Below are 25,911 nucleotides of genomic sequence, written 5' to 3'. Positions count from 1 at the left end.
AAATTAATACGTAAAAATCTAATTTTATTGCGATATTGAAGCATTAAAATAAAAAATTATGAAATGAGCCGTATTGGAGATTGATCCAATAGCCAATCGAAAAAGCAAATTTCTTATTCAACTAAAAAACACAAATACATCCCGCACATGACGATCAGAAAAGGAAATCCTGAAGATATGGAAGCTGTTTTAGGGCTCATCCAAGAATTAGCAACATTCGAGAAAGAACCCGATGCCGTCCTTGTAACTGTTGCCGATTTAATTCGAGATGGTTTTGGCCCGGTGCCACTATTTCATGTTTTTGTTGCCGAGGTTCAAGCGGACCCGAGCAATAGCGAACAGGCAAAACAAATCGTAGGTATCGCCTTGTACTACTACCGATTTTCTACTTGGAAAGGAAAAACAATTCACCTGGAAGATTTAGTGGTAAAAGAGACAATGCGTGGCACCGGATTAGGATATGCTTTATATTCTGAAATTATAAAACAGGGTAAAAAAGATCAGGTTCGAAGAGTAGAATGGAATGTATTGGACTGGAATACTCCGGCAATAGAATTTTATGAAAAATCAGGCGCCAAAGTACTCCGTGATTGGTATGTTGTTCACATGGACGAATTGGGAATCACCAATTTTGTGGAGAATAAATTGAAATAAAATAAAGAACAATTTTTGTTTAAAATATGAGAGTATTCAAATTTGGAGGAGCTTCTGTAAAAGATGCTGAAGGAATTAAAAACGTGTATGACGTTTTACAAAAAGTGGGTTATGAAGACGTATTGTTGGTCGTTTCTGCAATGGGAAAAACCACAAATGCGCTCGAGGTTGTCATAAAAAATTATTTCGATAAATCCGCTGAATTAAATTCATCTGTTCAAGAAGTAAAAAAGTACCACAATCAAATTTTGATAGATTTATTCGAGGACGAAAAAAACGAAGTCTTCAAAGCTGTTAACACTCAATTTTCAGATTTAGAGTATTTCCTGACCCACAATAAATCACCCAATTATAATTTTGTCTACGATCAAATTGTCAGTTATGGCGAATTAATTTCGACCACAATCCTAAGTCATTTCATGAATTTCATGGGCATAAAAACACAATGGCTGGATGTTCGGAATTTCATAAAAACCAATGCTATATACAGGGATGCGGAAGTAGATTGGGAATTGACACAGAAGAACATTGCCAAAAACGTAAAACGTAAAACACTAAACATTACACAAGGATTCTTAGGTTCTGACGAAAATAACTTTACCACCACTTTAGGCCGAGAAGGATCTGATTATACGGCTGCAATTTTTGCGTATTGCTTAAATGCCGAAAGCGTGACCATCTGGAAAGATGTTCCCGGAGTAATGAATGCCGATCCAAGATATTTTGAAAATGCGAGTTTATTGAATCAGATTTCGTACCGTGAAGCCATAGAACTGGCTTTTTATGGGGCAACGGTTATTCACCCAAAAACACTACAACCTTTGCAAAAAAAGGAAATTCCGTTGTATGTAAAATCCTTTATAAATCCGTTACTAAAAGGAACGAGCGTTTCCAAAGGAGTCGACTTAGAACCTTATTTACCGTGTTTCATCGTCAAAAGAAACCAGCTTTTGATTTCGCTTTCCTCTATCGATTTCTCTTTTATCATGGAAGAAAACATCAGCGAAATTTTTGCATTATTCCATCAATTCAAAATAAAAGTGAACTTGATTCAGAATTCAGCAATTAGTTTCTCCGTATGTGTAGAAGATAAATTTGACAATTTCAAAGCCCTGAATGCTATCTTGTCTAAAAAGTTTAAGGTAGAGTTTAATGAAAATGTCACCTTATACACCATCCGACATTTTAACGAAACAGCAGCCGAAACCGTTGAAAAAAACAAAGTTGTGTTATTGAAACAGGTCAGTCGGGAAACCATACAAGTGATCACAAAAGAAGTGTAACCCTTAAAAAACATGCGCAACCCAAAATATAAATGGAGATCAGAAATTGATTCTGATCTCCATTCCTTTAATACTTTAAAACCCAAACGCTAAAATCAAAACCTTTTGTAATTATCAAATTATAAATACTACTTTTGACACTTTCGAGTTATAGTATTTATGTTGAAAAAATTACTTTTTTGGACTGTAATAAGCTGTATTTCTGGGCTCCACGCACAGGAAATAAATTCGTTGTACAAAACCAAAAAAATCCCTTTTTCCCGTGACACCATTCATCTTGAAAAAGAAAGCATTAATTCCAGTTTTTTCAAATTGCTTGACGCCAATGGCAAACCCATCGAAACCCTTTTTTATACGGTAAATTTCAGTGAAGGGACTTTGTTTTTAAAAGAAAACAGCGCCCAATACAACGATTCAATAACCGTACACTATTTGAAATTTCCGGAGATCCTTACTAAAGAATACCGCATTTATGATTCTGCCAAAGTAGTAAGCAACGAAGCCGGATCAGGTGATTTATATACCCTCAAAAATAAAAACCCAAATAAAAATGTGCCTTTTGACGGCTTGAATACATCCGGAAGTATTACCCGTGGCATTACCATAGGAAACAATCAAAATGCCGTTTTGAACTCCAATTTAGACTTACAAATCACAGGAAAAATCTCTGAAAAAGTAAGCTTAAGAGCCTCCATTCAAGACAGTAACATTCCGCTGCAGGATGGCGGTTATTCCCAAAAATTAGACCAGTTCGATAATGTATTCATGGAATTATTCAGTGCCGATTGGAACATTCGAGCGGGTGATATTTTTCTGGAGAACAAGAAATCCCAATTCCTGAATTTCAATAAAAAAGTGCAGGGACTCGCCACCACCTTCACCTTTGGAACCGAAGAAAACAAAACAAATGTATTTGCCTCAGCAGCGCTGGTCCGAGGACAATATGCAAAAAGCGATATCGTGGGCCAAGAAGGCAATCAGGGTCCCTATAAATTAAAAGGGCAAAATGGAGAGTTGTATGTACTCGTTATTTCAGGTTCAGAGCGGGTGTATGTAAATGGTGTTTTATTAAAACGAGGCGAAAACAATGATTACACGATTGATTATAATGCGGGTGAAATCGTGTTTACCCCGCTTTTCACGATTACTTCCGAAATGCGAATTGCCATAGAATACCAATATTCAGATCGAAATTACACTCGATTTATAACCTATGCAGGCGCCACGCACGAAAATAAAAACTGGAGTTTTGGAGGCTATTTATATTCGGAAAACGACCTGAAAAACCAACCTTTACAACAAAATTTATCCCAAGAACAAGCCCAGATACTATTTAATTCAGGAGACAATCCAGATTTAATGGTTGTCCCGTCAGCATTTGCAGATTCCTATTCTGAAAACAAGGTGCTGTACCGAAAAACAATCCTCAATGCTGTGGAAATTTTTGAGTACTCAAATGAAGCACAGCAGGAATTATTCAATGTTCGATTTACTTTAGTAGGACTGAATAATGGAAATTATATTTTGACAAGTTCAGCCACGATCACCAGGGTTTATGAGTATATAGCTCCCATTAACGGCGTTTCGCAAGGAAGTTATGCACCCATCATACAATTGATTGCTCCTACAAAAATCCAAGTGACCACCTTTTTAGGGAAATACAATCCAACTGAAAAAACGGTACTCGATTTTGAAATTGGTCTCAGCAATAACGACAGCAATTTATTTTCGCCCGTTGACGATGCAAACAATCAGGGTCTGGCTGCAAAAATCAATGCCAAGCAACGGCTTTTTTCAAAAAAATGGCACGTAGATGCTTTTGCGAATTATCAATTTATTCAGCGAAATTTCAGGGCTGTAGAACGGTTGTACAACATCGAATTTGACCGGGATTGGAACTTAGGAACTGCGGCTATAGGAAATCAAAGTTTGTTAATTTCCGGACTGCAATTGGATTTAAACCCTAAACCCAACTCAACAAACAAAGGACTATTGATGTATCAGTTTGAAAAACTGGATTTTTCGGGAAATTTTTCGGGAAATCGACATGTTTTAAATGGCTTGTTTCAAATAAAAAACTGGACTTTTCAAAATCAAGGCAGTTCCCTAAAAAGTGACGGAACGATTTCATCCTCTGAATTTTTAAGAAACCAATCCCAAATCCGTTTTCATTTTGACAAAAACTGGATTGGCTCTCGCTTGCGCTTAGAGGACAATCAGGAGAAAAATAAAATTTCAAATGAATTTTCGGCTTTGAGTCAAAAATTTACAGAGTACGGATTTTTTACCGGTCGCGGAGACAGCACCAAAGTTTTTGTAGAATTGGGATACCTAAGAAGATCCAATGACAGTTTACAAAATGGACTGATCCAAAGGGTCAATTCGTCTCAGACTTTCCTTTTGAAATCAAAATTGATTCAAACTAATAAAAGCGATTTATCCCTATATGCTAATTACAGAATCTTGGATTTTGTGGATGCAACAAGAAAAAGAGAACCTACGTTAAATTCCAGAATAATTTATACGGATCGTTTTTTCAATCAATTGATACAAAGCACAACGGTTTATGAAACGAATTCCGGGACCATTCCCCAACAGGAATTCACGTATCTGGAAGTTCCTGCGGGCCAGGGAATTTACACCTGGAACGACTATAACGGCAATGGAATTCAGGAATTACAGGAGTTTGAAGTCGCCACGTTTATTGACCAGGCAAAATTCATCCGCATCTTTCTTCCCAACAGGGTTTACATAAAAACACATCAAAACAAATTCTCGCAATCCGTGACCCTGAATCCCAATCAATGGCAGAACGAAAAAGGTTTTAAGAAAATACTTTCGTATTTCTACAATCAAACCGCTTTTATAATCGACCGAAAAACTAGAAGTGAGGGTGATAATTTCGAATTAAATCCGTTCAGCAGTTCTACTGAAAATGTGTTGGGATTAAACTCGAGTTTAAGGAACAGTTTGTTTTACAATAGAGGAAAACAAAACCACTCCGCCACGTATTCATATCTGCAAAATAAAACTAAAAACTTGTTGTCTATAGGCTCTCAAGAGGCTACCAACAATTCGCATCAATTGCAGTACAATCATTTGTACCAGAAAAGCTGGCTACTTGGTTTTTTTGCCAAAACGATACAAACAACCATTGAATCAGAAAATTTCCCGGAGAAAAATTATGCTATAAACGGTTATCAATTAGCTCCTAAAATCAGTTATCTGTTTTCTAAAAGCACGAGCTGGGACCTCTTTTATGAATTACAGAATAAAAAAAACCAAATTGGGGTTTCAGAAACGCTGCTGCAAAACCGTTTTGGAACTGCCTTTTCGTATGCAGGCACAAAAAAATTTACGATGAACGGCGAAGTCTCTTTTTACCAAAATAAATTCGAAGGAAATGAATTCTCTTCGGTTGGATTTCAAATGCTGGAAGGGCTACAAACCGGACAAAACATCACTTGGAGGCTTCTTTTACAAAAAAATATCACCCAGTTTTTAGATGTTAATTTTAATTATCAGGGTCGGAAAAGTGAAACAACCCAGGCCATACATACTGGAAATATTCAATTGAGAGCCTATTTTTAATACCACAATTTAATAGTTTGGTAATGCCCTCGCAATATTAAATACACGTTCATTGTCTATCTTTCAAATTTAAACCACTAAACTACAGAGCCACATGGATTTGAATGCCAACCAACAAACTATTTTGATTGCGCCATTAAACTGGGGCTTAGGCCATGCTACACGTTGTATTCCAATTATTAAGGCCTTATTAGAGAACAACTACATTCCTATAATTGCTTCTGATGGAATTGCATTGGCTTTGCTAAAAAAGGAATTCCCTACTGTACAAACGCTGGAACTGCCATCCTACCAGATAGAATATGCAAAAAATGGAGCTCACTTTAAATGGAAATTATTAAAAAATAGCCCAAAAATGCTTGAAGCAATTTGGGAAGAAAAAAAAATAATTAAAAAATGGATCTCAAAATATAGGATAGACGGGATTATATCCGACAACCGACTGGGTGTGTTCAGCAAAAAAATTCCTTCGGTATTTATTACCCATCAATTGAATGTAATGACTGGCAATACCACTTGGATTACCAGTAAGATCCACCAACATATTATAAAAAAATACACAGAATGCTGGGTTCCAGATCTTGCCGGATCAATTAATCTAACCGGAAAAATGGGACATGTTGACGATCCAAATCTCAAAATTAGATACATTGGTCCTTTGAGTCGATTGCAAAAAAAATTAGTCCCAAAAAAATATGATTTAATGATTATTCTTTCCGGACCAGAACCTCAGCGCGGCTTGCTGGAGGATTCCCTGAAAAAAGAAATCGCACGATACCGCGGGAATGTCGTGTTTATTGAAGGAAAGATTGAAACCGAACAAATAGTAACTCAAATCAATCCTGTTACCTATTATAATTACATGAATTCTTCCCAGTTAGAGCAGGCTTTTAACGAAAGTGAAATGGTGCTGTGCCGTTCCGGATACACCACAATTATGGATCTAGCCCAACTCCGTAAAAAGGCTTTTTTTATTCCAACTCCAGGCCAATACGAACAGGAATATTTAGCCAGAAAGCTAAAAAAAGAAGGGTTAGTTCCCTATGCAAATCAAGACGATTTCAAAATTGAAAATCTTAGTGAAGTAGCCTCCTACCGTGGTTTACAAACCTTGCATTGCAATATTGACTGGAAATCGCTTTTTGATATTTTCCAAAACACAAAAATAAGTACCCTTAACCCCTAAAAACCCATTCTCTCAAATGGTTTTTTTAAGATTAGTATTGAATGTTTTCCAAAAAAAGAAGCACTCCTGAATTACAGATTTGTACCTTTTGAATTAGCATGGCTATTGAATTCTTTGAATAATTCGAGTAAGTGCATCGTTGCTTTTATCAAATCATTAGTTTCTAAAAGTAACGCGAAATACAACTTGCTGTTTTTAGGACTGGTTTCTACCGTTCTAATTCTTTCAATTTGTTTTTTAATTAATTTAGATACTTGATCGTAAATCTCCATTTTGGTTTCTAAAAGAACATCAATTTTGTCAAACGAACCTTCTTGAAAAATAACAATAATATCTTCAAATAATTTTTCAAGCTTATTGTCTAAGCTTTTCAAATCCCTAATTTGATTGAATTTCAATTGTTTGTGATTGTTATTGATATGTGCATAGCTGTTTTGTGAGATGAATCCAAGGGACTGAATCATGTCTTGAAGATAACCCAAAATCATGACATAAAACATACTGCCCTCGGCCGAGGTTTCATCCAGATTCTTTATAAAATAGTATACATTACTCTTTAATTCATCGACTTCTTTTTCGAGTTTTTTGATGTCTTTTTTATTCTCCTTTAACTTCCCTAAATCCTGAAGGCTAAGATTTTCGATAACCTCTCTATAAATCGTGTTTGAACCGCTTATCACTCTGGAAATCTGAATGGTACACTCCCTAATAACTTCATTTATGGTAACAATATCTTCTCTTTTCAAGAGCAATAATTCTTGCTGGGCTTTTATGGTTTTAGTATGCTTTCTTGAACTTCGATACAAAAGAATTCCTAATCCAACCAGCAATCCGATGAAAGCATATACTTGACCTACTTTGAGGAAATACGCAAAGATAAAGGCCGAAACAAATGCGACAATTGCTGTTACAAACCATCCTCCAATCACATTAAAAACCCCTGCAATACGATACACTGCGCTTTCGCGGTCCCAAGCGCGATCTGCAAATGAAGTACCCATGGCCACCATAAAAGTAACATAGGTTGTAGAAAGTGGCAACTTTAAAGAAGTCCCTATCGATATCAAAATACTGGCTACCATCAAATTTACAGCCGCACGAACCATATCAAAAGCAGGTTCGTCTTTTCGTTTTTTTCCTTTGACTTCCGGTTTCTCAAATTGCTTATCAATTTTAATTTGGATTGATTTTGGTAAAAAATAATTAATTCCCAGTCCGATATAAACACCAAATCGCACAATATATCTGGATAACATATTGGGTGAAAAACGCTCTACGCCATCACCCTGTCTGGATAAATTAAGGCCGGTCTCGATGACAGTTTTGGCTTTTTTTGAAGTCCAAAGTGTTATAACCATAACCACTCCTGCAAAAACTAAAAAATAAAATGGCGCCACAATATTATCATTAGCCAAAGCTCCCATCATAAATTGATCTCCAGAAATTCCTGAACCATTGAAAATTTCATAGGAGTTATAGGCCGCAATAGGAACGCCGATAAAGTTAACCAAATCATTCCCGGCAAAAGCTAAAGCCAAAGCAAAAGTCCCCACTATGATGATTACTCGGAGAATATTTATTTTGAAGAAAGTCATCAACACTTGAGAAAGCAGTGTGAAAAAAACAAAATTTACTCCTATTATCAGTAATTGATTGCTTTTTATCCAGACATGAGTAGCTTGATCGATAAAAGAAACTCCTTTCAATCCTTTAATCAGGATAAAAAAAGTAATCGCAGTAATGGCTAATCCTCCAAAAACTGCACCTATATATTTGACTCTTTTTTCATATTGAAAAGTAAAAATTAGTCGAGAAACATATTGCACAAAACTTCCAAGAGTGAAAGAAAGAATGACAGACAGTAGGATACTAAAAACAATTTGTGATGCTTTTTCAGTGTTGATATAATCACTTAAAGTATCAAAACTATCATCCAAAACATAAATTTTATAGACTGCCAAACAGAGCGCTGCCCCTAAAAGTTCAAAAATAATGGATACTGTTGTCGAAGTTGGTAATCCTATTGAGTTAAAAACATCTAATAATATAATATCTGAGATCATTACGGCCAGGAAAATAATCATAACATCATTAAAACTAAACATGCCGGGAACAAAAATACCACTTCGGGCAATTTCCATCATACCACTGGAAAATAGCGCTCCTACTAAAATACCTAGACTGGCCACAATCATAATAGTACGAAACGACACTGCTTTAGAACCAATTGCCGAATTTAAGAAATTTACTGCGTCATTACTAACCCCGACAACTAGATCAATTATTGCCAAAATACCTAAAACCACAAGCATTACTATATATATTTGTTCCATATCTGTATTAAAGTGAAAGGTGAAATTTTGTTTGCTCTGATGGAATTAGTTGGCCTTCAAAACAACTGTCTCATTGTACGACAACCTCATGATGATTTATGCCTGAGTGTTGCTTTATAGTTCAAAAAAGAATCGTGATGGTACGGTTACACTTGGATGTCATCATAAATATACCACAACAAACTTCCGGTGTCTTTTGCAAATATGACCCTCGAAAGTAAGACTGCCGTTACTAAATTATTATTTTGACATCAACTTAATAACATCAATAACACAAGTGAATGATCCTAAAATAATTGTGCTTATTAGGTAAAGGATATTATTAATTCTATTTGACCTGAAGGAATTTAGATGGCCGTACTTATTCCCCTGACTTGGATTTTTCCAGGGTAAATGAAAACTCAGATCCAACATGATACGTGCTGTCTACATAAATTTTCTCGTCATGTGCTTCGATAATATGTTTTACTATGGACAATCCCAGCCCAGAGCCTCCCTCTGTTCTTGCTCCGCTTTTATCTACTCTATAAAAACGTTCAAAAAGTCTTGGGATATTTTTTTTCTCAATTCCTTCTCCGTTATCGGTGACACGAACGATGACTTTTTCTGCTGTCAAATCCTCAATACTTACTTCGGTAGAACCCTTTAATTTTCCGTATTTGATTGAGTTTACAATAAGGTTCATCACCACTTGTTGTATTTTTTCCTGATCTCCAATGACCATAACGGGTTTGTTGTATTTCATGTCAAACATCAACAAAATATCTTTTTTAGATGCTTTCATTTCGAGCAAATCAAATACATTCTGAACGAGTTTAACGATGTCAAACTCGACAATTTCCAGATGCAAATCCCCTATTTCGAGTTTGGTAATCATGTCCAGATCCTGCACAATGTAGATCAGTCTTTCGACTCCTTTTTCGGCGCGTTCCAGGTATTTTTTTCGGATTGTTTTGTCATTCATGGCTCCGTCAAGTAAGGTTGACAGATAGCCCTGAACCATAAAAAGAGGTGTTTTTAGTTCGTGAGAGACATTGCCTAGAAATTCTCTCCGGTATTCCTCCCGAACTTTTAAGGTTTCAATTTCCAGCTTTTTGTCAGTAGCAAACTTCTTGACTTCCCTTGTAAGAGTCGCCATGTCCGTTGTTATGGGCTGGTTTCTGAAGGTGCTAGATTCTAATAAAGAAACGTCATCGTATATTTTTTTTACCTTTTTATAAATAAAACGCTCCACCCGATATTGAATCACTATAAATGAAAAAGTAGCAATCGAAATGGCAAAAATCAGGCTAAACTGATAGGAAAAAGTAAAAAAAAGGTAAATCAGTAAACTTACCAATGCAGTAGAAAAAAGGGTAATATACAGGGCCGACTTTACGGCAAAACGATATGTTTTTTTAAAATTTATTGTCATTTATACTTCAAACTTATATCCCACTCCTTTTATTGTTTTGAACAACTCTTCGCCAATTTTTTCACGTAATTTTCTGATGTGAACATCTATGGTTCTACCACCAACAACTACTTCATTGCCCCACACTTTATCCAGAATTTCATCTCTTTTGAAAACTTTTCCCGGTTTTGAAGCCAATAAATAAAACAATTCAAATTCTTTTCTGGGTAAGGCAATTTCGATATTATCTTTTACAATTTTGTATTCCTCCCGATTGATTTCGATTCCACCAACATTAAGAGTTTCGCTATTTTGTTCTTTTTCTTTTAATCGGCGCAGTAAGGCTTTTACTTTACTGACTAATAATTTAGGCTTTATTGGTTTAGTGATGTAATCATCAGCTCCGGCATCAAAGCCCGCAACTTGAGAGTAATCTTCGCTTCTGGCGGTTAAAAAAGTTATGATTACATTACTGAGTTCCGGTATTTTTCTGATGTTCTCGCAAGCTTCCATGCCATCCATTTCCGGCATCATTACATCCATTATAATTAGGTCCGGCAATTCTTTTTTAGCGATTGCTATAGCCTCTTTCCCGTTTGTGGCAGTACTGATTTGATATCCCTCTTGAGCGAGATTATACCCTACAATTTCTAAGATATCCGGTTCATCGTCTACTAGTAGAATTTTAGTATTTTTTTTCTTCATAAAGCACCAAAAATTATTTTGAATTGTAAATGTAATCATAAATGAGCTATTGAAAAGCTGTTAACGGTAATTTAATATTGAAGCCTCTTTATGATGTAAAATAAAACATAATCATAACAAACCAATAACTTACATTTTACATTTCGGCTGTTACTTTGCAAAAAATTTAAACCAGATGAAATTCAAATTATTATTTTTAACGTTATTTATAACCGCTGTTTCTTTTTCACAGAACAAAGGAACTATAGCAGGTATCTTGACAGATAAGGATTCTAACAACCAATCATTACCATTTGCTAACGTTCTCATTAAAGGAACTAATATAGGAACAAATACTGATATTGATGGTAAATATGCCATAACAATACTTCCCGGAAAATATACTTTACAGTTTAGTTTTGTAGGATATGAATCTGTAGAAGTTCCTGTAACAGTAGTTGCTAATCAAACTGTAACATTAAACAAAACTTTAGGTTCCGGAAGCTACAAACTAGAAGATGTAGTGGTGCGATCTACTGTAAATAGAGAAAAGGAAACCGCTCTTTTATTAGATCAAAAACAAGCGGTCGTGATAAAACAAAGTATCGGTTCACAAGAAATGGCTCGTAAAGGGGTAAGCGATGTTGAGGAAGGATTAACGAAAATTACCGGAATTACAAAAGTAGACGGAAGAGGTTTATTTATTAGAGGTTTAGAAGACCGTTATAATAACTTGTTGATAAACGATCTACAATCCCCTTCTAATAGTCCTTTCAAAAAAATTATTCCTTTGGATTTATTTCCTACTGACGTTGTAGGAGTTTTAAATGTATACAAAACATTCAATCCTAATATTTCAGGAGATTTTGCTGGAGCGACTGTCAATATTGAAACACCTCAGCCGAAAAATATCACAAAATTGAATATTGGTTTTGGTTATACCACAAACAACAATCTTGAAGCATTTTTGCTGTCCAATGATGCAAATTCTACTAAAGGGTCTTTAGGAATGCTTGGGAATGACAGAGCACTTCCTAGTGCTTTTGGTTCTGTTCCTAACGGTGCAGAACTTTCTCCTTCAGAATATGAAAATGGTTTTGGTAAAAAATCATGGGACGTTAACAATACTAAAAGCCCCTTGAATTCAAGCATTGGATTTTTACATGCTCAAAAATTCAATCTTAAAAACGAAAGTAATATAAGTTACATTATGTCTTTCAATTTTGATAATAAATACTCTTACAGAGAAGGTGTAGACAGAACCTTCAACCTTGGACAGAGTAATTACGATAATAATTTATACAACAAGCAATATAGTTATCAGACTACTTTTTCTGGATTAGCTGGAATGAAATACAAAACAAACCGATTCAACTTAAACTTCAATACTTTTTTAATTAAAGCGACTGACAGTAAAATTCAAGATCAAATAGGATATGTTAATAGTGCTGCCAATATTACTGATAATCTAATACGAATGAACCAATATGAGGAATCTAAGTATTGGAATACACAATTATTTGGAGACTATAAGTTAACTGAAGATGGCAAACATTCCCTTAAAGCTGGAGGTTCTTATGTAAAGACTTCATTCCAACAGCCCGACCGAAAATTCATTACAGGACGAATAAATGACAATCAAATTGACATGATATACGGTGGTAATAATTTAAACCGTCAATATCTAGACGTAAAAGGAAACTTTTATTATTCGTCTCTCTTAGAATATAATTTAAAATTTGGAAATGAAGAAGAATCCAATAAATTATCAATAGGATATAATAGCTCCCTAAATGACATGCAGTCTACTTATCGCTTCTTTTCAGGGAAAAGCAGAACTAATACACAACCTTACACTGCAAATGTCAACACTGTTAGTGAGAATATTAATCAAGACATAAACAATGGAATTGTATATGTTAAAGAGGAATCCAATGGTGATTATAAAGTCAAATTAAATCAGTTCGTTAATGCGGGATACTTCAATTTGTTCATGAATATTGGAGAAAAATGGGATTTAAATGCTGGAATTAGAGCAGAAAGCTCTACTCGTGAAATAAAATATAGAGAGCAAGGCGATCCTTTTGGAAGCGCTTATCGCAAAAAAACTGATGATAAACTTGATATCTTACCATCAGTAAATGCAAAACGTATTTTGAATGAAAACAGCAACCTTAGACTTTCATTAGCAAAAACAATCACTAGACCTGTAGCTGTGGAGTTGTTGCCAATAAATTACATTAATGCTGACGGAACCTCTGAAAGTGGAAATAAAGATTTGAAGGATAGCGAAAACTACAATGTAGATTTTAAATACGAATTATTTCCTAATAACAAAGAAATGTTTGCAGTAGGAGTATTTGGAAAAATGATAAATAATCCAATTGAAAGAGTATTCAAACCTACTGCGAATAGTGGTGGTCAGATTACTACTTTTAAAAACTCCCAGCAAGCCGTTATTTATGGTGCCGAAATAGAAATGCTAATCCAATTGAGCAGAATAAACGAATCGCTTTCTAATTTCTCTCTAGGTTTCAACACATCATTAATGAGTACTGATGTTCAAATTGATCTTAAAAAACAAGGAAATGAATTAGAAAACAGTACCAACCGTAAATTACAAGGTGCTTCAAGCTGGTTAATTAATTCTGATTTAAAGTATGATTTCATTCTTAACAAAGATTGGAAAAACTCTATGACCTTAGTGTATAACGTTTATGGAGATAGAATCTTTGCTGTAGGTTCTTCAGGAATTGATCATATCTACGAGAAATCTTTTAGTAAATTAGATTTTGTCTGGACAAATTCTATTTCTAAAAGTATTGAACTTAAATTTGGAATAGACAATATACTAAATCCAAGCTATAAAAAAGAGTTAGGAAGGAAAAGCACTTTGAACATTACTGAAGACTCTCTAGTTTTAAGAGAATTCAAAAAGGGTGTTGGGTTCTCCTTTACTATAGGGTATACGTTTTAAAAACCAAAAAAAGAGCTGTAACGGCTCTTTTTTTGGTTTTTATAGTAACGTAAACTTTACATCAAATTGATTGTTATATAATACTTTAGTAACAATTACATAACTAAATTACAAAAACTCTAGAGTAATTTTGATTAAAATAATAAACAAAAAAACTTATAATTTTAAATTATTAAAAATGAAAAAATTAGTATTTAGTCTTGCATTACTTACCTTGGTTTTTACAAGTTGCACATCAAGTGATAATGAAACAGTAACAACTACACCAACTGCAACAGGCGATATCACAGGTGACGTTACAACATCAAAAACCTACACTAAAGGCACTTACAAATTGATTGGAGCCGTAAGAATTAAAAGTGGTGCAACACTAACTTTTGAAGCGGGCTCAGTAATTACTGCTGACGTTACGGATGGTTCTGATGTTCTATTAGTAGAAAATGGAGGGAAATTAAATATTTCAGGTACAGCTGCAGAGCCTGTTGTCTTTACTGAAAAATCAAAAACTGCAGGTTCTTGGGGTGGTATTATCATGTTTGGTGATGCTCCAATTGTATCAGGAAAAACAAGTGACGGAACTCCGATTACAACAGCAACTTCTGAGGATGGTACAAATATTGTTTACGGAGGTACAAATGCATCACATAATGGTGGTTCATTAAAATATGTACGAGTAGAATACGCTGGTAAAAAGATTCTTGATGGAAATTCTGAGATGAATGGATTTTCATTTTATTCAGTAGGTTCCGGAACAGTTTTAGAAAACCTTGTTGCTTATAAAGGAGCCGATGATGGTTTTGAATTTTATGGAGGAACAGTAAGTGCTAAAAATCTAATTTCATACGGTAATACAGATGATTCTTTTGACTGGCAAGATGGATGGCAAGGTCAAGCAAATACTAACTGGTATGCTTATCAAACTGGAGCTGGAAATTTCGGAATGGAAATCGAATCGAAAAGTGTAAATAATTCATTTGGTCCTAAAGTATCAAACATCACTTTAAGAAGAGCCGCTGGAACTGTAACTGAGTCTGGCAATCCTACAGAAATAGATGCAATCCAATTTAAAAAAGAGGGAAATGGAGAATATTCTAATGTCGTAATTTCAGGATATACAAATACTGTAACTTCTGGAACTACAACAACAAATGCCGTTGCCGTTAGAATTCAAGATGCCAATACGAACACAAATCAAGTTCTTTCAGGTAAAATAAAAATGTTGAATGTTAAAATTTCTGATAATACTCCATTATCTGGAGCTGGTGCAAGTACATTTACTGTAGCTTTCCCATCTGCAAACTACACAACAAGCACTTCAGCAACTGGAGCGGCATTAACTCCTGGAACATGGGCAATTGTTGATGGCGTTAATTTGTTAGGGAATTTGTAATTAACAATCCAATCGATTTATATCAAACATCCTGAAAATTCAGGATGTTTTTTTTTGGTATGCTTTTTGAAATATATTTTGTATATTTACTATTCAAATTAATCTAATGGCAAAAAACTACTTTTATACTATTACTTTATTGGTTTTTTTATTTTCCCTTGGCATTAGTGCTCAGGAAACTAAGCAACAATCAAAGACACAAGAAAACGTCTCAATTGAAGGATTAAGCTTGTACCCGAACCCTGTGAGTAATGGTAGAGTGTACATTTCTACAAAAAACGATTTTGATAAAGAAATTATCATCTTTGATGTTTTAGGAAAAAAAGTACTTCAAACCATATTGAGCTCAAAAGAACTAAATGTCTCTAATCTAACCTCTGGTGTTTACATCATCAAGATCAATGAAAAAGAAGCATCAGCGACCAGAAAATTAATCATCCGATAATTTCAAAAATACATCATAAAAGCTCCAATCCTGTTGGGGCTTTTTTGTATAATGCTTAAACCAAATCAACTCCCAGATTCAAGTTTATACCATTCCGTTATTGGTTTGCCTTTAAATTTTTGATTACTTTTGCAAAAAAAAATATTGATCACATCTTCCGATATATTTGCCATTTCCAGTCAAAAACAGTTTGAGAAAATTGCTTTGAAAGTGTTTCGTTTCCAATACGAAAACAACTTGGTCTATCAGGAATTTTGCGATTTTTTAAAAACAGATCCTCACAAAGTAAAATCGCTACAACAAATTCCATTTTTACCGATTCAGTTTTTTAAGAGTCATGAAGTGGTTTCGAATACCAATCCTATTCAGGAAACTTTTACCAGCAGCGGAACCACAAGCCCCGTAGCCCATAAAGGGGGAAATTTGGATAAAAAAGTAATTCCCATAACTAGCAAACATTTAGTTACGGACGTCACTCTGTATGAAGAAAGTTACCGCAAAGGGTTTTCCGAATTTTATGGCAATATTGAAGATTATGTTGTTTTGGCCTTGCTTCCTTCCTATCTGGAACGGGAAGGATCTTCCTTAATTTACATGGTCAAGGATTTAATTGAACTTTCCAATCATCCTGAGAGTGGTTTTTACCTGCACAATCACGACGAACTGATTGCCAAGCTTATCGCTTTAGATCTAGCGGGTCAAAATGTAATCCTGATTGGGGTTACTTTTGCTTTATTGGACTTAATTGAAACCTTCAACGAAAAAAGTTCTTTTTTAGATAAAAAAAAGAAGGTTCGTGATGACCTTGGGCAAACAACTGAACTTTCAGAAAAAAAACATTCGTTTCAACTGCAGCACACCATTATCATGGAAACAGGCGGCATGAAAGGAAAACGTAAAGAAATGATTCGAGAAGAACTACACGAACAATTGTGTAAAGGATTTGGCGTTTCAGCCATACATTCTGAATATGGAATGACCGAGTTGCTTTCGCAAGCGTATTCCTTAGGAAACGGCGTATTTGAATGCCCATCTTGGGTGCAAATCCTTGTTCGCGATACCGAAGATGCTTTGACCTACATTTCAGACGGAAAAACGGGCGGTATCAACGTGATTGATTTAGCTAACATCAATTCCTGTTCCTTTATTGCTACGCAGGATTTGGGCAAAAAAAATCCCAACAACTCTTTTGAAGTATTGGGACGTTTTGATAATTCTGATATTCGAGGTTGTAATTTGATGGTCTTGTAAAAAGGTTAATCGTTAATTTATTTCATCGGTTAACCAAATTAACGAGCAAAATTATTCATAAATATCTTTTCTGTGACCTAAGTCGATAACATCAATTAGCAAAATATCATCGAAAATTTCATAAATAATTCTGTAATCTCCAACACGAATTCTATATCCTTTTCTTCCTTTCAATTTTCTATACCCTTGCGGCCGTGGATTTTCAGCTAAATCATAGATTTGCTTTTTGATTGCTGAATAGTGAGGCTCATTAATTTTGATTAAAGCTTTCAAAACTTTATTTCTAAATTCGATAGTATAAGCCATTACTTCGCTAATTTGCGCTTTTCTTCAATAATTTTAAAAGCTTCGTCTATAGAAATTCGATAACCGTCATCCTCTTTTTTGGCTTCATCATAAAGACGTACATCTTCTAAATCTTCCAATTTTTCAATCAATTTATTATATTTCTTGATAGGCAATACAACTGCGGTTCTATTTCCTTTTTCGTCAGTTAAAAATTGAGTTTCCATAGCTTTTCGTTATTTCAAGTAAAGTTATACAATTATTTAACCCGAAGCACAAAATAATTTTTCTTACCGCTTTGCAATAATACAAATTGATTGTTGATTAAATCTTTGTTCGAAAGCGAGAATTCTTCGGTTACTTTTTCTTTATTTACTGAAATAGAATTAGCTGTCAAAGCGCGTCTTGCTTCGCCATTCGATTTTAGAAATCCTGTTTTTTCGTTTAGAACATCAACAATATTGATTCCTGATTCAATCTCGGCTCTGCTGATTTCTGCTTGAGGAACACCATCAAAAACATCTAAGAAAGTAGCTTCGTCCAATTGCTTCAAATCATCTGAAGTAGAATTTCCGAACAAAATATTCGATGCTTTTATGGCGTTTTCTAAGTCTTCTGCTGAATGTACCAATACCGTAGTTTCTTCGGCCAAACGTTTTTGTAACAAACGTAAATGCGGTGCTTCTTTATGTTTTTCAGTTAAAACCTCAATTTCATCTTTGGATAAAAAAGTAAAAATCTTAATGTATTTCTCCGCATCAACATCCGAAGTGTTCAACCAATATTGGTAAAATTTATAAGGAGAAGTTCTAACGGCATCCAACCAAATATTTCCTCCTTCAGATTTTCCAAACTTGGTTCCATCCGCTTTTGTAATCAACGGACAAGTCAATGCATACGCTTTTCCACTCGCTATTCTACGCACTAATTCAGTTCCCGTGGTGATATTTCCCCATTGGTCACTTCCACCCATTTGCAACGTACAATTCTTTTCTCTGTACAAATGCAAAAAGTCATACCCTTGAACCAATTGGTACGTAAACTCAGTAAATGACATTCCTTCGGCAGCTTCAGAAGACAAACGTTTCTTCACAGAATCTTTGGACATCATATAATTTACCGTAATGTGCTTTCCAATATCCCGAATGAAATCGAGAAAAGAAAAATTCTTCATCCAATCGTAATTATTCACTAATTCCGCCGCATTTGGCGCATCGGAAGTAAAATCCAGAAAACGAGCCAATTGTCCTTTTATCGCTTCTTGATTGTGACGCAAGGTCGCTTCGTCCAATAAATTTCTTTCATTTGATTTTCCGGACGGATCACCAATCATTCCTGTTGCACCACCCACTAACGCTAATGGTTTATGTCCCGATAGTTGAAAATGTTTCAACAACATCACACCCACCAAATGTCCTATATGCAATGAATCGGCAGTTGGGTCAATTCCCACATACGCCACACGCATTTGTTCCATCAAATGTTCTTCTGTGCCGGGCATAACATCGTGGAGCATTCCTCTCCAAGTTACTTCTTCAATAAAATTCTTCATCTTTTTAATCAATTTCCACAAAGATAAAATTTATTGTGGATTCGGTTATTTGTTTAATAGGTTATTCGAAAAAAATTATTCGTATTTTCGTAGCATGATTTTAGTCACAGGAGGAACGGGTTTAGTAGGCGCACATTTATTGCTTCATTTAATTGATAATGGTAAAAAAGTACGTGCTATTTATCGAAGTGCCGTCTCGATGGAGAAAACGAAATCCCTATTTGTCATCTACAAAAAGGAATCGTTATTCGAGCAAATCGAATGGATTCTCGCAGATATTACCGAAATCCCTTCGTTAGAAATCGCCTTCCAGAATATTGATTCCGTCTACCATTGTGCCGCTTTGATTTCTTTTGATCCAAAAGATGAAGATGCTTTGCGAAAAACAAACATTGAAGGCACCGCAAATATTGTGAATTTTTGTATCGCTTATAAAATAAAAAAACTGTGTTTTGTAAGTTCCATTGCCACTTTGGGTGATTTGCTGCCTCATGAAAAATTCATCACCGAAGAAACCGAATGGAATCCGGAAAAGTACCATACTGATTATGCTATTTCTAAATATGGTGCCGAAATGGAAATCTGGCGCGGACAACAAGAAGGTTTAGATGTGATAATTGTAAATCCAGGCATCATTCTCGGGCCTGTCCCGAAGTTTCGGGATTGGGAGCAAGGAAGCGGACAACTTTTTACGAAAGTAAAAAAGGGACTGCAATTTTACACGCTAGGTTCAACCGGATTTGTTGCAGTTACTGATGTGGTCCGAATTGCGCATCAATTGATGCAAAGCGAAATCAAGAATGAACGCTTTACCTTGATTGCAGAAAACAGTGTTTACCGGGACATCCTGAATATTATGGCGGATGCATTGGGCGTGAAACGACCTGAAACTCATACAAAACCCTTTTTCATGGAAATTCTCTGGAGATTGGATTGGTGCGTTTCTACTATTTTTCAACAAAAGAGAAAATTATCGCACGCTACCGCAAAAGCTTCCTACTCGAAAAACAGGTATTCCAATGAAAAGATTAAAAACAGATTAAAAACAGATTTTACAAATATCACCGACTACATAAAAGACATTTCAGCGCTTTAAAAGGGCGCTTCATTCTGTTTTAATCGCGAAGTATCCTTAACAATTACAGGCGTTTTTTTCTTTTTCAAAAGAAGGGATTTCTTTTTCTTTTTATCTATGGTAAGTAAAGAATCAACTTGTTTTTTGTTATCCTCCAATCGTTGGGTCATTTGCTCAAACATCACTTTGTAACCCTCATAATCGGACGCATAATAAATATTACTTTTGGCAAACTGCAGGCTGTCAATTTTATATTTTTTATAAATATATTGTGTAGGATTTATTTTGAACGTGTCCAGGGAGGCTGGATTTTGGTATTTTATCGCTTCTAAAACAGACAAATCATACATCACATTTATCATAACGTCTTTATCAATAAGCCGTTCCGGTTTTTTGACTACTTCCTCTTTACAACCTAATAAGAGAGTCCCGATCGCTAAAAATGCTATAATTTTTTTCATTTATCAAAAATTTATCTTTCAAACAACAACCGTTTGCCCACACGAATGTCTTTTACCTTAAATGCGTTATATACTAATTGTCCATTTACAAAAGTATGGGTAATTCTGGACTTAAAAGTAAAACCTTCAAATGGTGACCACCCACATTTAGCCATAATATTTTCTTTCTTAACACTCCACGGCAAACCTGAATTTACGATCACTAAATCCGCATAATAGCCTTCTTTAATGAAACCACGTTTTTCTATTTTGAAAATCTTTGCCGGATTATGACACATTTTTTCCACAATTTTCTCCACGCTAATTTTACCTTGATGAAAGGCTTCAAACATAGCCACAACAGCGTGTTGAACCAGAGGCCCACCGGAAGGCGCATTCAAATACGATTGTTTTTTTTCTTTTAATGTGTGTGGCGCATGATCTGTGGCAATCACATCGATTCTATCATCCAGCAAGGCTTCCCAAAGCACTTTCCGGTCATTCGCAGTTTTTACCGCGGGATTCCACTTGATCAGATTGCCTTTGGTTGCATAATCATCATTGGTAAACCACAAATGATGGATACAAACCTCAGCTGTGATTTTCTTGTCTTCCAATGGAATTTTATTGGTAAACAAATCCATTTCTTTAGCAGTTGAAAGGTGAAAAACATGCAAACGCGCTCCTGTTTTCTTTGCCAGCGCAACCGCTTTGGAAGACGAAATATAACACGCTTCCTCACTGCGGATCAGGTGATGTGCGGTAATGGGAACATCTTCTCCATACTCTGCTTTGTATTTTGCTAAATTATTTTGGATAGTCGTTTCATCCTCGCAATGTACCGCGATAAGCAGTGGTGTACTGGAAAATATTTTTTCTAATGTGGCTTCATTATCCACCAGCATATTTCCCGTTGAGGATCCTAAAAATATTTTGATTCCGGCAACATTCTTTGGATTTGTTTTTAGAACCTCTTCTAAATTATCATTGGTTGCACCCATCATAAACGAATAATTCGCATACGATTTTTGGGCAGCCAACTCGTATTTTTGTTCTAATATTTCTTGGGTAACCGCATTCGGAACCGTGTTCGGCTGTTCAATAAAGGACGTAATTCCCCCCGCAATTGCGGCTTTAGATTCGGATTCGATGTCGCCTTTGTGCGTGAGTCCTGGCTCTCTAAAATGCACCTGATCATCAATGGCTCCGGGAATTAAATAATTTCCCTCGGCATCAATGATTTTACATTCAGAGGATTTAGCGCTGATGCTTTCTGCAATTTCAACAATAAGGTCATTCTCAATTAACAAATCACCTTCAAAAATGACTCCTTCATTTACTATTTTGGCATTCTTTATTAAAACCCTGTTCATCGTATTTTTTTCTTATAATGTATTGAAAAGTCTTTTTAATCTAAGCGAAATAACTCCAAAAACGGCTTCAATAATTATTGAATTACTCATTTTGGATTGCCCCTTGGTTCTATCAGTGAAAATAATTGGAACCTCTACGATTTGAAAATTCTTACAATATGTTCTATATTTCATTTCAATTTGAAAGGCATACCCAACGAATTTAATGGAATTTAAATGGATTTCTTCTAAAACTTTTCTTTTGTAACAGACAAACCCAGCGGTAGCATCATGAATTTTCATTCCGGTAATCATGCGCACATAAACAGAGGCAAAATATGACATTAGCACCCGGCTTAAAGGCCAGTTCACTACATTGACACCGGTTACATATCTAGATCCAATTGCTAAATCAGCATCCCCAAAATGACAGGCACTGTACAATTTTTCTAAATCATTGGGATTATGAGAAAAATCGGCATCCATTTCAAAAATATATTCATATCGGCGCTCCAATGCCCATCTGAATCCATGTACATAAGCCGTTCCCAAACCTGATTTCTTTTTTCTTTTCTCTAAAAACAACCTGCCTGCAAATTCTCTCTGAAGCAAAACAACCTTATCAGCAGTGTGATCTGGTGAATTATCATCAATAATAAGCACATGAAAGGGTTTGTGTTGAGAAAGCACCGATCGGATAATGCTTTCTATATTTTCAATTTCGTTATAGGTAGGAATTATAACAATACAATCATTCATATTTAGGCTAATTTCACCGCAAAAGTAAACTTTTTATGCCACTTGATCCTTAATAAAATTATAATAAAAAGAATGGCATAAAAATTAGTAATTTTGCACTGTTATGATAGAAACCATACTTCATCCAAGAATAACAGAGAACAAAGACTGGGCGACCGTACTTTTTGTGCTGTCATTTGCTATTATTGCTATTACTAGATCCATTTTCGAAAATCGTTTTGGTGATTTTGCGAACCTTATTTTCTCCAATAAATACACCAAAGTATACCGTGACAGCAGTCATCTCAAAAGCGGATTCACTGTTGCTTTATTTTTGGTTCAAATCATCTCCCTTGCGTTCTTCATCCAAATTGCATTGAGCTATTTTGGCCCTGTTTCAAAAACGGACTGGTTGCTTTATATTCAAATATTTACGTTCTTGATCTTCTTCGTTTTAGCAAAGTATTTAATCGAAAAAATAATTGCAACCTCATTCAATATTGAAGAATTTATGGAGCAGTTCAACCTTCAAAAGGTAACTTACAGGACCTATATTGGATTAATCATACTGCCATTCAATATTATTTTGTTTTATAACGACACAATCTCAATAAATATTCCATTATTAATTATAGGCATTATATTGACAATCAATGTTATAACTTATTTTATTTCAATAAAAAATTATCAAAATTTAATAATCGGTAAGTTGTTTTATTTTATTTTATATCTTTGCGCTCTCGAAATAGCTCCCTATTATTTCATGTATTATTGGTTCACAAAAGGGAGTGCTTAGAAAACGTTAAAATATGAAAGTGAAAACAATTTTGGTATCACAACCAGAGCCTAAAGTGGAAAATTCCCCATACTTTGAACTTCAACAAAAGCATAAAGTAAAAATTGATTTCAGGCCTTTTATTCATGTAGAAGGAGTTAATGCAAAAGAGATCCGCCTTCAAAAAATTGATCTTAATCATTACACCGCAATTATTTTAACCAGTAGAAATGCAGTAGACCACTTTTTCAGAGTGGCCGAAGAAATGCGATTTAAAGTACCCGAGGGATTAAAATATTTCTGCCAATCAGAAGCAGTCGCTTTTTACCTGCAAAAATATGTGGTATATCGAAAACGGAAAATTTACGTTGGACCAAAAGACTTTGCCGATTTATCCCCACTGATTAAAAAATACAAAGACGAAAAATTCTTATTACCTGCTTCAGATCAACTCAATGCGGATGCTCCAATAACGCTGGACGCCTTAAAAGTAGACTGGACTCCCGCTATTTTTTACAAAACAGTGATGAGCGATTTGTCTGATTTAGCCGATGTATATTATGATGTTTTGGCCTTCTTTAGTCCAACCGGAATAAAATCATTGTTCATGAATTTTCCGGAATTTGAACAAAACAATACTCGAATTGCTGTTTTTGGCAGTACCACCCAAAAAGAAGCTTTGGATCATGGCTTAAGAATCGATATTCTTGCGCCAACCCCGGAAACTCCCTCGATGACAATGGCTTTAGAGAAATATGTTATGGAAGCCAACAAAGGAAAATAAAAAATTACTTTTCGAAATAAAATCAAAAAAGTCATTCGCAATCCGAATGGCTTTTTTGATAATACAAAATCTAAAATTCCGTTGTGGTTCTTTATCGTGTATTACTGATACATATAAATTAGTACTACTGTCAGTTCGAGCACAATCGAAAATCATTTTAGCATCCAGACTGCGCTCAATATCACATAAAACTCAACAAATACTAAATTTAATCGTTTTTTTTTTAAATTTGATTTTCAATTCAAACTAAATTTAATAGTTTAGTTTAAAACAACAACCTATGAAAATCAATTCACTAGTAGTAGAAATTGACGGTATCGATAAAGAAATCTTGCGCGACTTGATGGAAGATGCCCGAAAGCCAATTCTTCAAATCGCCAATAAAATTGGAATTTCCGGAGCTGCGATTCATCAACGTTTGCGAAAACTGGAACAATCCGGCGTTATTTCGGGATCAAAATTTACGGTAAACAATAAAATTTTGGGCTATAACACGATGGCTTTTGTTGGAATTTATCTGGACAAGGCGGCTAGAAATCCAGAGGCGGTACGTGATCTAAAAAAAATTCCTGAAGTACTAGAATGCCATTATACGACAGGAAACTGGTCTATTCTTATTAAAATAATTTGTCGAGATAACGAACATTTAATGCAATTACTCAATACCAAAATCCAAGCGATAGAAGGCGTTTCCAGAACAGAAACTTTTATTTCTTTGGACCAACAAATTGAAAGACAAATTCAATTGTAGCACCACTTTTATCCCTTTGTGACTCCATGAACTTTGTTATTTCTGCGTAGGATAAATCACATACTCTGAATAACTTGATGAGATTTCTTCTCCGTCGAGATGAATTAGAGGCAAAAAAATCCGTCTTGTTCTTACACAAGACGGATTTGTATTTTTTTAGCAAACATCTAATTCCTTCTTCCTCCCATATAAATCGAAACATAATACAAGAGTGTAGCGATGGATCCTAAAGCAGCCACAACATACGTTCTAGCAGCCCATTTAAGCGAATCTTTGGCTCCCGCTTGTTCTTGTTGTGTCAGCATCCTTTTATTTTCTAACCAAGCCAACGCCCGATTACTCGCATCATATTCGACCGGCAAAGTAACTATAGAAAATAAAGTAGTTGCTGCAAAAATGATAATTCCCACCAGTAGTAATTGCGGAAAAGTCTTCATCATCAAGATTCCTCCTAGCAAGATCCACTGCATATACGTAGAGGCTACATTTACCACCGGCACTAATTTAGATCGCATTGTCAGCCACTGATACCCTACAGCGTGTTGCACCGCATGTCCACATTCGTGAGCCGCAACAGCTGCCGCAGCCGCATTTCTTTGGTTGTAAACGGCCTCGCTTAAATTCACAGTTTTGTCAGATGGATTATAATGATCCGTCAAACGCCCCGGTGTAGAGATTACTCGTACATCCCGAATCCCATTATCGGCAAGCATTTTCTCGGCGATTTCAGCACCGGACAATCCGTTTTGCAATTGCAATTTAGAATAATGTTCAAATTTGCTTTTTAGTCTTGAACTAACTAACCAGCTGAAAAGCATGATTGCTCCGGCAAGAATCAAATAACCCATTCCCATATTTTTGTTTTTTAATTGTATTGTTTAAAATAAAACATCAAATTTTGAACCATTTTTTTATTGCGTCAATTTGGCATTCCTAAAAATGGAACGCAGATTACGCGGATGAAAAGGATAT

At 35.2% G+C, this 25,911-nt stretch carries 22 protein-coding genes; 12 read left to right on the top strand and 10 right to left on the bottom strand.

Annotated features, from left to right (window positions below; genetic code table 11):
* Window positions 1-147 precede the first annotated feature (147 nt).
* The 4 genes from EKL95_RS04095 to EKL95_RS04080 all read left to right on the top strand — a co-directional run bounded on the left by EKL95_RS04095 (window position 148) and on the right by EKL95_RS04080 (window position 6,714).
* Complete coding sequence (locus tag EKL95_RS04095; protein ID WP_126457588.1) at window positions 148-654, top strand: GNAT family N-acetyltransferase; 507 nt, start codon at window positions 148-150, stop codon at window positions 652-654.
* 26 nt (window positions 655-680) lie between these two features.
* Entirely contained in the window at window positions 681-1,937 is a 1,257-nt protein-coding gene (locus EKL95_RS04090; RefSeq protein ID WP_126563602.1) for an aspartate kinase, read from the top strand.
* 159 nt (window positions 1,938-2,096) lie between these two features.
* Entirely contained in the window at window positions 2,097-5,528 is a 3,432-nt protein-coding gene (locus tag EKL95_RS04085; RefSeq protein ID WP_126563601.1) for a hypothetical protein, read from the top strand.
* Between the two features lie 94 nt (window positions 5,529-5,622).
* Window positions 5,623-6,714: a glycosyltransferase gene (locus EKL95_RS04080; protein WP_126563600.1), complete on the top strand. Its 1,092-nt coding sequence runs from the start codon at window positions 5,623-5,625 to the stop codon at window positions 6,712-6,714.
* Between the two features lie 71 nt (window positions 6,715-6,785).
* On the opposite strand, the gene EKL95_RS04075 is transcribed toward EKL95_RS04080, so the two are convergent.
* The 3 genes from EKL95_RS04075 to EKL95_RS04065 all read right to left on the bottom strand — a co-directional run bounded on the left by EKL95_RS04075 (window position 6,786) and on the right by EKL95_RS04065 (window position 11,145).
* Window positions 6,786-9,047 carry an inorganic phosphate transporter gene (locus EKL95_RS04075; RefSeq protein ID WP_126563599.1) on the bottom strand — a complete coding sequence of 754 codons (2,262 nt, stop codon included), beginning with the start codon at window positions 9,045-9,047 and terminating at the stop codon, window positions 6,786-6,788.
* Window positions 9,048-9,408: 361 nt separating this feature from the next.
* Window positions 9,409-10,461, bottom strand: coding sequence for a sensor histidine kinase (locus EKL95_RS04070; protein ID WP_126457593.1), 1,053 nt, complete (start codon window positions 10,459-10,461; stop codon window positions 9,409-9,411).
* Window positions 10,462-11,145 carry a response regulator transcription factor gene (locus EKL95_RS04065; protein ID WP_126455532.1) on the bottom strand — a complete coding sequence of 228 codons (684 nt, stop codon included), beginning with the start codon at window positions 11,143-11,145 and terminating at the stop codon, window positions 10,462-10,464.
* 175 nt (window positions 11,146-11,320) lie between these two features.
* Between EKL95_RS04065 and EKL95_RS04060 the strand changes: the two genes are divergently transcribed.
* From EKL95_RS04060 to EKL95_RS04045, 4 genes are all read left to right on the top strand, one after another.
* Complete coding sequence (locus EKL95_RS04060; protein WP_126563598.1) at window positions 11,321-14,101, top strand: TonB-dependent receptor; 2,781 nt, start codon at window positions 11,321-11,323, stop codon at window positions 14,099-14,101.
* A gap of 178 nt (window positions 14,102-14,279) precedes the next feature.
* Window positions 14,280-15,491: a hypothetical protein gene (locus tag EKL95_RS04055; RefSeq protein WP_126563597.1), complete on the top strand. Its 1,212-nt coding sequence runs from the start codon at window positions 14,280-14,282 to the stop codon at window positions 15,489-15,491.
* Window positions 15,492-15,597: 106 nt separating this feature from the next.
* On the top strand, window positions 15,598-15,936 hold the full coding sequence (locus tag EKL95_RS04050) for a T9SS type A sorting domain-containing protein (protein WP_126457596.1): 339 nt from the start codon (window positions 15,598-15,600) through the stop codon (window positions 15,934-15,936).
* 144 nt (window positions 15,937-16,080) lie between these two features.
* Complete coding sequence (locus EKL95_RS04045) at window positions 16,081-17,187, top strand: acyl transferase (RefSeq protein ID WP_126563596.1); 1,107 nt, start codon at window positions 16,081-16,083, stop codon at window positions 17,185-17,187.
* 51 nt (window positions 17,188-17,238) lie between these two features.
* Here EKL95_RS04045 and EKL95_RS04040 read toward each other — a convergent pair whose 3' ends face one another.
* From EKL95_RS04040 to tyrS, 3 genes are read right to left on the bottom strand one after another with little or no spacing between them, the layout of a single operon-like run.
* Entirely contained in the window at window positions 17,239-17,493 is a 255-nt protein-coding gene (locus EKL95_RS04040) for a type II toxin-antitoxin system RelE family toxin (protein ID WP_126563595.1), read from the bottom strand.
* The gene (locus tag EKL95_RS04035) at window positions 17,493-17,699 is read right to left on the bottom strand and encodes a hypothetical protein (protein ID WP_126457598.1); all 207 of its coding nucleotides are present in this window, start codon (window positions 17,697-17,699) and stop codon (window positions 17,493-17,495) included. Before EKL95_RS04035 ends, EKL95_RS04040 begins: the two co-directional genes overlap by 1 nt.
* 32 nt (window positions 17,700-17,731) lie before the next feature.
* On the bottom strand, window positions 17,732-19,024 hold the full coding sequence (gene tyrS, locus EKL95_RS04030) for a tyrosine--tRNA ligase (RefSeq protein WP_126563594.1): 1,293 nt from the start codon (window positions 19,022-19,024) through the stop codon (window positions 17,732-17,734).
* Window positions 19,025-19,118: 94 nt separating this feature from the next.
* Between tyrS and EKL95_RS04025 the strand changes: the two genes are divergently transcribed.
* Window positions 19,119-20,120, top strand: coding sequence for an NAD-dependent epimerase/dehydratase family protein (locus tag EKL95_RS04025; RefSeq protein WP_126563593.1), 1,002 nt, complete (start codon window positions 19,119-19,121; stop codon window positions 20,118-20,120).
* Here the strand turns inward: EKL95_RS04025 and EKL95_RS04020 are convergent.
* The 3 genes from EKL95_RS04020 to EKL95_RS04010 are packed head-to-tail and all read right to left on the bottom strand — an operon-like array spanning window position 20,117 to window position 22,650.
* Window positions 20,117-20,560, bottom strand: coding sequence for a DUF4296 domain-containing protein (locus EKL95_RS04020; protein ID WP_126561444.1), 444 nt, complete (start codon window positions 20,558-20,560; stop codon window positions 20,117-20,119). The genes EKL95_RS04025 and EKL95_RS04020 overlap by 4 nt on opposite strands.
* An 11-nt stretch (window positions 20,561-20,571) precedes the next feature.
* On the bottom strand, window positions 20,572-21,912 hold the full coding sequence (locus tag EKL95_RS04015; RefSeq protein WP_126457602.1) for a dihydroorotase: 1,341 nt from the start codon (window positions 21,910-21,912) through the stop codon (window positions 20,572-20,574).
* Between the two features lie 12 nt (window positions 21,913-21,924).
* Window positions 21,925-22,650 carry a polyprenol monophosphomannose synthase gene (locus tag EKL95_RS04010; RefSeq protein ID WP_126554000.1) on the bottom strand — a complete coding sequence of 242 codons (726 nt, stop codon included), beginning with the start codon at window positions 22,648-22,650 and terminating at the stop codon, window positions 21,925-21,927.
* Between the two features lie 103 nt (window positions 22,651-22,753).
* On the opposite strand from EKL95_RS04010, the gene EKL95_RS04005 reads away from it, so the two are divergent.
* The 3 genes from EKL95_RS04005 to EKL95_RS03995 all read left to right on the top strand — a co-directional run bounded on the left by EKL95_RS04005 (window position 22,754) and on the right by EKL95_RS03995 (window position 24,939).
* Window positions 22,754-23,425, top strand: coding sequence for a DUF4271 domain-containing protein (locus EKL95_RS04005; RefSeq protein ID WP_126457604.1), 672 nt, complete (start codon window positions 22,754-22,756; stop codon window positions 23,423-23,425).
* Window positions 23,426-23,438: 13 nt separating this feature from the next.
* Complete coding sequence (locus tag EKL95_RS04000; protein ID WP_126457605.1) at window positions 23,439-24,188, top strand: uroporphyrinogen-III synthase; 750 nt, start codon at window positions 23,439-23,441, stop codon at window positions 24,186-24,188.
* Window positions 24,189-24,468: 280 nt separating this feature from the next.
* Window positions 24,469-24,939 (top strand): Lrp/AsnC ligand binding domain-containing protein, encoded by a 471-nt coding sequence (locus tag EKL95_RS03995; protein ID WP_126457606.1) that lies wholly within the window; start codon window positions 24,469-24,471, stop codon window positions 24,937-24,939.
* Between the two features lie 167 nt (window positions 24,940-25,106).
* Here the strand turns inward: EKL95_RS03995 and EKL95_RS03990 are convergent, their stop codons facing one another.
* Window positions 25,107-25,793, bottom strand: a complete 687-nt coding sequence (locus EKL95_RS03990; protein WP_199736773.1) for a zinc metallopeptidase — start codon at window positions 25,791-25,793, stop codon at window positions 25,107-25,109.
* Window positions 25,794-25,911: the final 118 nt, after the last annotated feature.

The organism is Flavobacterium sp. LB2P53, assembly GCF_003970305.1.
GTDB lineage: Bacteria > Bacteroidota > Bacteroidia > Flavobacteriales > Flavobacteriaceae > Flavobacterium.
The sequence above is the reverse complement of the archived record's forward strand: the minus strand, read 5'-3'. Positions and strand labels throughout refer to the sequence as shown.